Source organism: Pseudomonadota bacterium, from assembly GCA_018817425.1.
Taxonomy (GTDB): Bacteria; Desulfobacterota; Desulfobacteria; order Desulfobacterales; family RPRI01; genus RPRI01.
In genome coordinates, this window is record JAHITX010000086.1 from 1 (window position 1) to 12,094 (window position 12,094).

14 protein-coding genes and 1 pseudogene are annotated in these 12,094 nt (G+C 39.2%); 13 read left to right on the forward strand and 2 right to left on the reverse strand.

Annotation, left to right across the window (positions count from 1 at the left end):
• Nucleotides 1-162 precede the first annotated feature (162 nt).
• The 10 genes from KKC46_15055 (at nt 163) to KKC46_15100 (ending at nt 9,314) form a co-directional block, all read left to right on the forward strand.
• The gene (locus KKC46_15055; protein ID MBU1055121.1) at nt 163-549 is read left to right on the forward strand and encodes an endonuclease domain-containing protein; all 387 of its coding nucleotides are present in this window, start codon (nt 163-165) and stop codon (nt 547-549) included.
• A 536-nt stretch (nt 550-1,085) separates the two neighbouring features.
• A complete protein-coding gene (locus KKC46_15060; protein ID MBU1055122.1) occupies nt 1,086-2,180 on the forward strand; it encodes an ATP-dependent 6-phosphofructokinase in 1,095 nt (364 codons plus the stop codon).
• On the forward strand, nt 2,170-3,423 hold the full coding sequence (locus KKC46_15065) for an MFS transporter (GenBank protein MBU1055123.1): 1,254 nt from the start codon (nt 2,170-2,172) through the stop codon (nt 3,421-3,423). The genes KKC46_15060 and KKC46_15065 overlap by 11 nt, the downstream gene beginning before the upstream one ends.
• Nucleotides 3,424-3,535: 112 nt before the next feature.
• Nucleotides 3,536-4,132, forward strand: coding sequence for a LemA family protein (locus KKC46_15070; protein MBU1055124.1), 597 nt, complete (start codon nt 3,536-3,538; stop codon nt 4,130-4,132).
• A gap of 17 nt (nt 4,133-4,149) precedes the next feature.
• Nucleotides 4,150-4,992, forward strand: a complete 843-nt coding sequence (locus KKC46_15075) for a TPM domain-containing protein (protein MBU1055125.1) — start codon at nt 4,150-4,152, stop codon at nt 4,990-4,992.
• A gap of 12 nt (nt 4,993-5,004) precedes the next feature.
• The gene (locus tag KKC46_15080; protein ID MBU1055126.1) at nt 5,005-5,718 is read left to right on the forward strand and encodes a TPM domain-containing protein; all 714 of its coding nucleotides are present in this window, start codon (nt 5,005-5,007) and stop codon (nt 5,716-5,718) included.
• Nucleotides 5,719-5,957: 239 nt separating this feature from the next.
• Nucleotides 5,958-6,746 carry a TIGR00266 family protein gene (locus KKC46_15085; protein ID MBU1055127.1) on the forward strand — a complete coding sequence of 263 codons (789 nt, stop codon included), beginning with the start codon at nt 5,958-5,960 and terminating at the stop codon, nt 6,744-6,746.
• 90 nt (nt 6,747-6,836) lie between these two features.
• A complete protein-coding gene (locus KKC46_15090; protein MBU1055128.1) occupies nt 6,837-7,913 on the forward strand; it encodes a CofH family radical SAM protein in 1,077 nt (358 codons plus the stop codon).
• Between the two features lies 1 nt (nt 7,914).
• Nucleotides 7,915-8,715 carry a 1,4-dihydroxy-6-naphthoate synthase gene (locus tag KKC46_15095; GenBank protein MBU1055129.1) on the forward strand — a complete coding sequence of 267 codons (801 nt, stop codon included), beginning with the start codon at nt 7,915-7,917 and terminating at the stop codon, nt 8,713-8,715.
• A complete protein-coding gene (locus tag KKC46_15100; protein ID MBU1055130.1) occupies nt 8,697-9,314 on the forward strand; it encodes a hypothetical protein in 618 nt (205 codons plus the stop codon). The genes KKC46_15095 and KKC46_15100 overlap by 19 nt, the downstream gene beginning before the upstream one ends.
• 125 nt (nt 9,315-9,439) lie before the next feature.
• On the opposite strand, the pseudogene KKC46_15105 reads toward KKC46_15100, so the two are convergent.
• Both KKC46_15105 and KKC46_15110 read right to left on the reverse strand, forming a co-directional pair.
• Nucleotides 9,440-9,658: pseudogene (locus tag KKC46_15105) on the reverse strand (HigA family addiction module antidote protein).
• Nucleotides 9,659-9,741: 83 nt separating this feature from the next.
• Entirely contained in the window at nt 9,742-10,557 is an 816-nt protein-coding gene (locus KKC46_15110) for a PEP-CTERM sorting domain-containing protein (protein MBU1055131.1), read from the reverse strand.
• Nucleotides 10,558-10,852: 295 nt separating this feature from the next.
• Here KKC46_15110 and KKC46_15115 point away from each other — a divergent pair, with 295 nt between their 5' ends.
• From KKC46_15115 to KKC46_15125, 3 genes are all read left to right on the forward strand, one after another.
• Nucleotides 10,853-11,113: a toxin HicA gene (locus KKC46_15115; GenBank protein MBU1055132.1), complete on the forward strand. Its 261-nt coding sequence runs from the start codon at nt 10,853-10,855 to the stop codon at nt 11,111-11,113.
• Nucleotides 11,097-11,426, forward strand: coding sequence for a type II toxin-antitoxin system HicB family antitoxin (locus KKC46_15120; protein MBU1055133.1), 330 nt, complete (start codon nt 11,097-11,099; stop codon nt 11,424-11,426). Before KKC46_15115 ends, KKC46_15120 begins: the two co-directional genes overlap by 17 nt.
• Before the next feature lie 216 nt (nt 11,427-11,642).
• Entirely contained in the window at nt 11,643-11,978 is a 336-nt protein-coding gene (locus KKC46_15125) for a hypothetical protein (protein MBU1055134.1), read from the forward strand.
• Nucleotides 11,979-12,094 lie beyond the last annotated feature (116 nt).

The following is a 12,094-nucleotide window of genomic DNA, read 5'->3' on the forward strand; positions in this document are numbered from 1 at the left end:
CCTTTATTAAGGGGAAATTTATTGGGCTTAGTGAAAAATCTAAATTCGGTTACCTTGACTTGGAAATTTATCATAGCATACAAGACAGAAAATCAGTATAACTGTATTTGAAAGAATACCTCACCAATTCCCCCTTAACAAAGGGGGATAAAGGGGGTTGTGATAAAAATTACATATAACCCGAAATTAAAAGCTCTATCACGAGAACTAAGAAAACAAGGTGTTTTATCAGAAGTTCTTCTCTGGGCACATTTAAATGGCAGAAAGATGAAAGGTTATCAGTTTACGAGGCAAAAGCCTATCGGGAATTATATCGTTGATTTTTATTGCAGCAAACTGAAACTGGTAATTGAAATTGATGGAGAAAGTCATGATAGAAAATTTCTGCACGATAAGAAGCGGCAGCAGGCATTAGAGTCTGAGGACTTAACTGTTTTAAGGTTCAATGATAATGATGTAAATAAAGATATAGAAAGTGTTTTAATGGCAATCGAAGGGTGGATTGAAAAGAGTATGAAGAAGGGACAACCCCCTGGCCCCCTTTGTTAAGGGGGAATTAAAGTGATGTCTTCTTTTATTAAGGGGAAATTTATTGGGCTTAGTGAAAAATCTAAATTCGGTTACCTTGACTTGGAAATTTATCATAGCATACAAGACAGAAAATCAGTATAACTGTATTTGAAAGAATACCTCACCAATTCCCCCTTAAAAAAAGGGGGATCAAGGGGGTTGTAATGAAGATATTATATAACTAGGAATGACTCTATCAACATTATTAATTCCTGGAGGATATGAAACGATAACGGGCAATGGAGCCGGTGGACTTAGCGATTCTATGGTTTAATGATAGTAATGTAGAGGAAGTTTAGGAAGTGGCGGCATTCGAAAGATAGATTAAAAGTATTGTGAAGACGAAACAACCCCCTACCCCCTTTGTTAAGGGGGAATTCATATGGATTCACCTCCGAGAGGATTATATGAAGTCCAAATGCGGTTACCCTGTACAATATGCTTGTTATCAGTGACAAAATGTATTAAATATAGATAATTTCAGAGTTCAGCTTTCGAATTAAAAGGAGATCTTTATGCCAAAAAGTTTTAAGATTGCCATTAATATGGGCGGAGGAGACGCACCGGGTCTCAATGCTGTTTTAGAAGCCGTGGTTCGTTCAGCCGCAAACAGAAACTGGGAAGTTTACGGAATCAAGAACAGTTATGAAGGACTTATTGACACAAATGAAATCATATCCTTAACACCTGAAAAGGTGTGGCATATTTCAAGCATTGGAGGAGCTTTTCTGGGAACCACAAACAAAGCCAATCCTTTTAACATGCCTGTTGCCAATGCAGCAGGCGAAATCGAATACAGAGATGTGTCCGACAAAGTTGTGGAAAACTTCAAACGCCTGAGGCTGGACTGTCTCATTGCTGTTGGCGGTGATGGAAGCCTTGAGATTGCGTACAAACTGTTTAAAAAAGGGATTCCTGTAATCGGTGTGCCAAAGACAATAGACAATGATCTGGTACATACAAATATAACTTTCGGTTTCGATACGGCCATCAGCACTGCCACAGAAGCAATTGACCGTTTGCATTCAACCGCCAAATCACATGAGCGTGTTATGGTTGTTGAGGTTATGGGCAGAAACGCAGGATGGATTGCTTTAAACAGCGGCATTTCAGGTTCGGCTGATGCTATTTTAATCCCTGAAATCCCATTTGATATAGACAAGGTATGCGATCATATTATGGGAAGAGAACTACATGGTCAACGCTATGCCATAGTAGTTGTAGCTGAAGGCGCTGTTCCTCTGGGAGGTAAAACAACTAACAAAGGTAAAGGGGAAGCCGGACGCCAGGATGTTATACTAGGCGGCATAGGCGAGCGTGTTGCAAACGAAATTGCGAAAAAAACCGCCAAAGACAGCCGTTTCATGGTACTGGGACATCTCCAGAGAGGAGGATCACCTACCACATTTGACAGACTTCTTGCACTTCGCTTCGGGGCCGGGGCATTAAGACTTGTTGAAGAGAAAAAATTCGGCACAATGATAGCATTGGAATCGCCAAATATCAAAGCCATCCCTCTTAAAGACATTATCGGCAAAATTAAACGGGTTCCGCTTGATGGTGATACTATAAGGACAGCCAGAGAAATAGGGATTTGCGTTGGAGACTGAAAAGCACTCGGCACTTGAAATTGTATTCCGTTCTCTTAAACATAATAATTTTCGTCTTTTTTTCGCAGGACAAAGCGTCTCACTAATCGGCACATGGATACAACGAATAGCAATATCCTGGCTGGTGTATAAACTTACAAATTCCGTATTCTTATTGGGTGTGGTCGGCTTTTGTGACCAGATTTCTACATTTTTACTATCCCCTCTTTCCGGAGTTTTGACAGACCGGTGGAATCGCTATCATATTTTAATAACCACTCAGTTTCTGGCGGCAATACAAGCTTTAATCCTGGTGTATATTTATTTCTACGGGAACATTAATATCTGGCACATCATCATCTTAAGCATATTTCTTGGTTCTATCAATGCTTTCGACATTCCTGCCCGGCATTCGCTTCTTTTGGAAATGATAGAAAAAAAAGAAGACCTTGGAAATGCAATCGCCTTAAATTCTTCCATGTTTAACGCAGCACGGCTGTTGGGCCCGTCAATTGCCGGCATATTAATTGCCACAACAGGCGAAGGTGTATGTTTTATCATAAATGCATTGAGCTATATTGTAATTGTAACTTCATTATTGAAAATGAACATTGCCCCAAGGATAATAAACAAGAAAACCACACATGTTTTTACAGAGTTAAAAGAAGGCTTTTCTTATGCTTTTAGTTTCAGACCACTAAAAAATATTATACTTCTTTTCGCCCTGGTAGGTTTAATGGGAATGCCTTATTCAGTGCTTCTGCCGGCTTTCGCTAAAGAAATACTTCATGGCAGTTCCGATACCTATGGGTTTCTCATGGGAGCTTCCGGTTTAGGGGCTTTAGCGGGTGCGCTTTATCTTGCATCCAAAAACAGCATCCGGGGGCTTTGGAAAATTATTCCTTCTTCTACAAGCATTTTCGGTATTGGTTTGATTTTATTTTCTTTTTCACGTTCCTTTTTGCTTTCAATGGTATTAATGATTTTAATAGGATTTGGCATGATGCTGCAAATGGCCTCAAGCAACACTATCTTACAAACTATTGTTGAAGATGATAAACGTGGCCGGGTTCTTAGTATTTATATAATGGCGCTTATGGGCACAGTTCCTTTCGGGAGCCTTTTAGCCGGTGGGACAGCAAAGTATTTTGGTGTGCCGCTTACTTTGTCAATAGGGGGAATAACATGTGTTTTAGGTGCTCTCATCTTCGCAAAAAAACTTCCCGAACTAAGAGATACAGTCCATAAGTTCGCAAACCTATAGACTATCAAGCTCCTGATTTTATAAGGAGCCCTTGACCATATATTTTTAATGATGTATCAATATGTTATATTAATTTTTCAGCAAACCATCAAATTTCAATCAGGAGAAAAAAATGAAAAGAAAATATTTATTTGTTTTAATTGGACTTATACTTCTTCTCTCACTCACGGGCTGCGGATACAACACCATGATAGCCAATGAAGAGCGTACCGTAGCGGCATGGGGGGATGTTGAAGCAAGCTATCAGCGCCGTCTTGATCTTATACCTAATCTTGTCGAAGTAGTAAAAGGCTATGCAAAACATGAAGCTTCTACATTGACTGCTGTTACCGAAGCAAGAGCAAAAGTAGGCTCCATGCAGCTCTCAAAAGATATGATCAATGATCCTGAAGCAATGGGAAAGTTTCAGCAGGCTCAGGGCCAGCTTTCAGGTGCCCTTTCGCGACTTATGGTTGTAGTTGAAAGATATCCTGATTTGAAGGCAAACCAAAATTTTATGGATTTGCAGAATCAGCTTGAAGGAACAGAAAACAGGATAAACGTTGCAAGAGTAAGGTATAACAAGGCTGTGCAGGATTTCAATACCAGCATCAGGATTTTCCCCAACTCACTCACAAACTCTCTTATGCTTCATCTTAAACGCAAAGAACCTTTTAAAGCAGATGAAGCAGCAAAAAGCGCACCCAAAGTGAACTTTTCAATGCAATAACATAAAGAGGTTAATTTATGAAATACTGGTTAATTGCATTTCTTTTTATAATTATTCCATATCAAGCCGAAGCGCTTGATGTTCCGCAACTGAAAGGGAGAGTGAATGACTATGCCGCCATACTCTCTCCTCAAACAATTCAGGTACTGGATTCAAAACTATCAGCGCTTGAACAAAGCGATTCAACACAGGTAGTGGTACTTACGATTCCGTCTCTTGAAGGAGAAAGCCTGGAGGAATTTTCTATAAAAGTTGCCGAAACCTGGAAAATAGGTCAGAAAAATCTGGATAACGGCGCTATTCTTCTTGTTTCAAAAAATGACCGCAAACTAAGAATTGAAGTGGGGCAAGGGCTTGAAGGAAAACTTACGGATCTTATGTCCGGAAGAATTATAAGCAATGAGATTATTCCCAGATTTAAACAAGGTGATTTTAATGGCGGAATTTTAGCCGGTGCTAATGCCATTGTGTCTGTAGTTAAAGGCGAATATGTCGCATCAAGATCGAAAACCGGTAAGGAGCAAGGCAAAACACCAATATTTGCGCTACTTATTTTTTTATTTGTTATAACTGCGGCTTTATCAAATATTTCAAAAGTCCTTGGCGGTGTGACAGGTGCTATACTTCTTCCCGTAATCTCTCTTATTTCATTTGGCGGATTATCCATTTTATTGCTTGGCATTCTTGCAATAGGCGGATTTGGTTTCGGTCTTTTTTCAGGAGCTGTTTCAGGTGGAGCCGGAAGACATCATCCGGGAGGTTTTATAGGTGGTGGTTTCGGAAGCGGTGGTTTCGGAGGCAGTGGCTTTGGAGGTGGTGGTGGTGGTTTTGGCGGAGGCGGATCATCAGGAGGCTGGTAAAAGGAAATAATTATGACAACTAAAGCATTAGAATTTTTCACACCGGAAGATAAACAATATATCTCAAACAGCATTATGGAAGCTGAAACTAATACTTCCGGTGAAATAGCAATAATGGTTCTGGACTCAAGCGATTCATACAAAGAAGCCGAAATGTTGGGGGCTTTTGTACTTTCAAGCTTTTCTGCGCTTATTTTGGAAATTATCAAATCATATTATATTGCAATAAAAGCTGCCGACTGGAGCTATAATTTATCAGGCTTTTCAGCTCATTTTTTAGCGGAAGCTTTTGGCCATACAAGCATCTGGACTTATATCCCTATATTATTTATCCTGTATTTTCCCGTAAAATTCATATTTTCAAAATACCCAAAAATAAAAATACCTTTTTTATCAACCAAAAGGATAGATGAAGCTGTAAAAGAACGGGCTGTAAGAGCATTTTATGAAAAAGGATTGTATAAAACACGGGATGAAACCGGAATTCTTATTTTCATTTCAATATTGGAACACCGGGTATGGATTTTAGGCGATAAAGGAATAAATGAAAAAATAGCGCCCGAATTCTGGAGCAAAATAGCAAAAGAGCTTTCGGAAGGAATAAAGAGAAAAGAACAGGGAAAAGCTGCAAGCCACGCCATAGAAGAATGCGGCAAGGAATTAGCAAAGTATTTTCCGATCAAACATGATGATACAAATGAGCTTAGTAATGAGGTGATGCTTTAAAGATCATATTAAACTATTGCTTCTGAGCCAGTTTCAAAACGCCCCATTTCGGCCGATCTTTGCGTTGGGCTCAAATTTCGCACGAAGTGAAGCTTTAGCGCTATCCTCGAAATACTCAATGTATTCCTGTGGTTGAAATTTTCTCCCGCATTGAGCTTGACCAAACTGAAACGTTTTGAAAGTGGCTCTGTGTTTTGTATAATTGGTGTCTGAAACATAAAAAAGCAGGGGGTTTTTATATGAAATGTCATGAAGTTGATTATGAAATCCATGGTGATGATATGCAAATCGTGGAAGTGGAGCTTGATCCGGGTGAGACTGTTATAGCTGAAGCAGGCGCCATGAACTGGATGGAAGAAGGTATTAGCTTTGAAGCCAAAATGGGTGATGGCTCCAATCCGGATAAAGGTTTTATGGGAAAGTTGCTTGATGTCGGCAAACGGGCATTGGTCGGTGAATCATTATTTATGACCCACTTTACCAATACCGGGAGTGGTAAAAAACGTGTTGCATTCGGGGCACCTTATCCCGGAAAAATCATTGCACTCGATATGGGTAAAATCGGTGGGGAACTCATCTGCCAGAAAGATGCGTTTTTGTGTGCAGCCCTGGGAACGGAAATAAGTATTGCCTTTACCAAACGCCTGGGAACTGGTTTTTTTGGGGGTGAAGGATTTATATTACAACGCCTGCGAGGCGACGGGATGATGTTTGTCCATGCAGGCGGCATGATCGTGGAAAAGGAACTGAATGGTGAAATCTTAAGGGTGGATACCGGATGTATTGTCGGGTTTACCCCCGGTATAGACTACAATATTGAACGTGCCGGCAACCTGAAATCTATGTTTTTTGGCGGTGAAGGTTTGTTTTTAGCCACTTTGCAGGGAAAGGGGAAAATTTATCTTCAGAGCCTGCCATTCTCGCGTATGGCTGACCGTATTATTCAGCATGCACCTGCCAAAGGCGGTAAAGCCGTTGGCGAAGGTTCTGTTTTAGGCGGGCTTGGCCGGTTACTTGACGGTGATTAATCCTGTTGACAGGCAACAGCCGGTTTCGATAGATTAAAAAATATGTATCAGAAAAAGGAATAAAGAGTCTTGTAAAGCGGGAGAAAAACGGTGACAGAAAGTAGTATAAAAGAAAAACTAAAACAAAAAATATATAATGGTGACAGAATTACACCAGAGGAAGCTTGCAGCCTTTTTTCATGGGATTTGATTGAACTTGGCGAAGCCGGTAACATGAGAAGAAAGCTGATTTCGCCCAAAGAAGAAGTAGGCTTTATTATTGATCGTATAGTTAACTATACAAATATTTGTGAAGCGGCATGTAATTTCTGCGCATATCACGCAAGGGCAAATTTAATAAAACCTTACGAACTTTCACCTAATGAAATTCTGGATAAAATCAAAGAGCTGGTCTTAATAAACGGCTCCCAGGTTATGTTGCAAGGCGGGCTCCACCCCGATTATACTCTTAATGAATATATATCTATGGTGAAAAACGTAAAAAAGCACTTTCCGCAAATATATCTTCATTCGTTTTCACCCAGTGAAATCTTTCACATATCAAAAAAAAGTTCTGTTTCAATAGATGAAGTAGTATCACAATTAAAAGATGCTGGTTTGGATTCCGTTCCCGGTGCTTCGGATTTACTTGTAGACAGGATACGTAAAAAGGTAAGTCCGAATAAAGCAAGCAAAGACCAATGGCGCGATGTGGTATTTGCTTTACACCGCCACAACATGAAGTCATCTGCAACTATGACTTACGGCATGGGCGAAACCGAAGAAGAAAAAATCGAACATCTGAATTTTTTGCGTGATATTCAGGATGAAACAAAAATATTCAGGGCTTTCATACCCTGGTCATTTTCTCCGGCAAATACAAGACTGCAAGATATTGAGCCTGCAACAGGCATAGATTATCTTAAAATAGTTGCAATCGGGCGCATTTTTTTAGATAACATCAAATACATTCAGGCCGGATGGCTAACCGAAGGTCTGAAAACCGCACAAATTGCACTTACCATGGGAGCAAATGACATGGGCGGTGTTCTGATGGAAGAAACAGTAGTAAAGGCCACCGGCATTGAAACCAAAGTTTGTACGGAAGAATTTATTGATATTATAAAAAATACAGGCAAAACGCCTGTGTTAAGAGATTCAGATTACCAGATTATAAGAAGATATTAAAATGACAAATCTTTCCATAGCCTTTTCACCGTGTCCGAATGATACATTCATATTTGATGCAATGCTTCACGATCGCATAGATACTTTGGGATATAATTTTCTTTTGCACATTGATGATGTTGAAACGCTTAACATTGCAGCTTTTAAAAAAACATATCAAATCACAAAACTTTCTTTTTATGCATATCTTCTTTTAAAAGAACATTATGAACTTCTGGACTCAGGCGCTGCCCTTGGCTTTGGATGCGGACCTCTTCTGGTGTCAGGTAAAAAGCACCGGTTTTCAGAAACTTCTAAAATTGCAGTTCCAGGAAACTATACTACTGCTTTTCTTCTTTTAAAGCTTTGGAATCCCGAAATTAAAAATATAATTGTAACCGGATTTGACCAGATTCTGCCCGGAATAAAAAACGGTGAATATGATGCGGGGCTTATCATTCATGAAGGAAGGTTTATTTACCCTGCTTATGATTGCATAAAAATTATTGACCTTGGGCAGTGGTGGGAAAAAGAAACAAAACTTCCCATTCCTCTTGGCTGTATAGCAATAAGAAAAGATTCTGATACAATCAGCCATAAAGATCAAGTAGAACTTCTAATCAAAAATTCTATAATTTACGCAAAAGACAACAGGGAAGATTCCCAATCTTTCATACTGGATCATGCCCAGGAAATGGATAGAAAAGTAGTTGATGAACACATTAATCTTTACGTCAATGATTTCAGCATATCTTTAGGAGAAGCCGGAAGAAATGCTATTAACGCTTTGGAGGAAATGGCCAGGTGGAAAAACATTCTTTAATTTGTCTGCTAATGGCAACTACTCTTGAAGCCAAACCCTTTATAGACGGGCTTTCATTGATTCGCGAAAGCGAAAAACCCTTTCCAGTTTACAAAAATAAAAACTATATTCTTATTATTTCAGGAATAGGAAAAACAAACGCGGCAATTGCATGCGCTTATACTTGCTTAACATTTCCCAATTGCAGCATAATCAATCTTGGCGCGGCAGGAGCAACAGGCACAAAGCATTTGCTTGGAGAAAGCTTTCATATCACAGAAGCTGTTGAGTTTGACAGACCGCATTGGAAATCAAAAACTCCTTATGTGCACAAACCGGATTTTTTGGAAGAATTTTCACACGCAAAAATAGCAACCTCAGACCACCCGGTTATTGATCCTGTAGAAAGAAAAAAAATATCTTTACTGGCAGATCTTGTAGATATGGAAAGCGCTTCCGTTATCCAAACCTGCAAAAAATTTAACACGCAATGTTATCTTTTCAAATTTGTAAGCGATACGCCTGAGCATATAAATGATACGGATATTGTAGAGAATATAAAAAAATACAGAGATCCTTTTTTTGATTTTTTCCGGCAGTACGTTATGCCGCTGTTGTAATACGCTGTTTTTCATCCTTCATATTAAGCGTTACAGCAATCTGAGGCAACCGATTCTATCTTTGACAATTCATCTGCCATCCGATGCTCATCGTACCATAAATCATATGCTTGCTGCATTCTCAATCATAGCACTGGACCATGCCGGCAAACCTGCCTATTCTAAGAGCCATTTCTGTTGTAATAGGATGTGTGCAAGCTAAAACACGATGCAATTGCTGGCGAGAAACACCGAGCCGCTTTGCAGCTTTGCTAACTGAAAGGCCAAGGTCTTTAAGTACGTCTTCTCGCAAAAATCTCACCGGGATGTACCGGTGGCCACTGTTCAAACAACCCGAAAAACATTAGCCCTTTCTGTGCCTTGTTCAATATAAAAAGGCAGAGCCGTATGAGACCCTGCCTTGAATATTTCAATGGAGTGTTTGATATTATGCGTTTTTTATCTTTCTTCTGAAACCTGCAAGCCCGACTAATCCAAAACCAAGAAGGAGCATAGTAGCCGGTTCGGGAACAGTAGAAGCATATGGATTTTGGTCAAACGCATCAATTCTGCGAATATAAACATCAGTACCATAGTCGGCCAAATACCATCTGTTGTTTCTATAGTCGAGATCGTACCACTGAAGGTGTGTTTCACCAATTCCTGTTGCTCTGTCTGAATCTGTTACAGCCAATCTTGTATAATTTCCACTATCGTCTGTCTCATAACCCAAGGCGGTTATAGCATGGCCTAATGTACCAACATCATTGGTGATGGATAAATAGATCCCATAGTCCAGGTGAAGATAGCTATCAATAGTTTGAACAATATTTGAATCAAGAGTGTACGTATAAAAATAGTTAAACCATGCATCAGAATTTGCGGCAAGGGTTGCCCCCCAAAAATCTGAAACATAATGATCATATGCCATACTTCCATTGCCTGCTACATTCGAATAATCGGCAAGGAAATCGTGGTAGATATCATCATAAATTTCTATTGAAGAATTTCCATTACGATCAAATCCCCACCCAGTGTACATAAGCACGTTAGAAGATGCTGCAGCCCAGCACATCTCGCTGTCGCTGGTATCTGTCGGGTCCACGCCAGATGGTATAGGCACACCTGAGTAAACATACTTGTTTAGATCATAGATTGTTGAACGAAAATATGTGTCAGCATGGGCAGAGCTTACCCCTATTAATAAAAAAGCCGTTATGAACAATACAGATAAAAGTTTTTGATACGCCGGTTTGTTTAACATATTGCTCCTTCCCCCTTTCTCTCACTTTGGCGGTGGTAATATTATTAATAATCTTTCCCGGTTTATATATTTTTTCTGTATTGGAATTTAGCAAGTATTTTGCCATAAGCTAAGAACTTAATCAAAACAATATTATAATAAGATCTTTTCTTAAAAAAAATTACTTTGCTGATAAAATATGTGAATTGCAAAGTGCTTTTTCGATAATCTCATTAGCTTTAAATAAATGAAGATAAATTAGTATTAAACCGATATTGGCCCTTGACAATGATATCAATAATGATACTATAATAACATGATTAAAATTGACGAGATTATAATCAGAATGACGCAAACCCCGACAGGAATACGTTTCACCGATTTATGTAAGGTTTGCGATCATTTCTTTGGTAAACCACGTCAAAGCACCGGCAGTCACCGAATTTACAAAACACCCTGGCAAGGAGACCCACGAATAAATATACAAAATGATAAAGGAAAAGCAAAATCATATCAGGTGAAGCAGGTACTTTTGGCTATTGAAAAATTGGAGGTAAATCATGGCATTAAAAAATGACCGATATACATACCGAGTAACATGGTCAGAGAATGATAATGAACATGTGGGTTTATGTGCTGAATTTCCAAGCCTGAGCTGGCTTTCTGCTACACCGGAAGCTACCTTAAAAGGAATACGTAAATTAGTGTCAGAAGTTGTTGCAGATATGGAAGCCAACGATGAGTCTATACCGGAGCCTATTGCTTGTCGGCAGTATAGTGGCAAGTTTATGGTCAGAATTCCTCCGGAGGTTCATCGCAATCTTGCTATCCGAGCGGCTGAATCCGGAATCAGTATTAATCGTGTTGTCAGTTCAATATTAAGTCAATAAATTAAACCACACGACATCAGTTTCCAGCGTAACATAAAAAAAATCGCGCATCCGCAAAGACCGGTCTTTACATAGAAAAATACAGAGATGATTTTTTCCAGCAATCTGTTATGCAGCTATTATAAATTTCCTTAGCACAATTATATTGTTGCCCCAGGAAAAAGGAACTTATGGCATTTTGATACAACAGATCTTTCTAACAATTAGGGAGTAAAGATGATTAACGTTGAACACCCAATAAAGTTCAAACTGTACCATGCCGGAAGAACTTTTAGCCTTACGTTATTATTATTGGTTTTAGTAATCGGGATCTTTCAGGTTCAAGCGGTAGAAACAGATCGTTTTTATCCCTATATAACAACCACATTACCCATGCCGGGATTCGTCAAAAAGTTAATAATCCCGAAAAAGACCCCAAACTTTCTCTTCGCATTAGTTCAGTATGACGCCAAGCCTAAACCAACTGACAAAGCGGGATTATATATCTTTGATATCTCTGATATAGCCAAGATAAAACAAATAACATACGTAACTATTCAGCGAAAAAAATGAAAAAGAAGTAAAAAAGTACTTGACAGGAATTTTGGTGCGAACTGCTTAAAGTAAATCTTTGATGAGAACAGAACAAATTTATTATACAGGGGTTTATCATAGTTTATTCTGAGGGC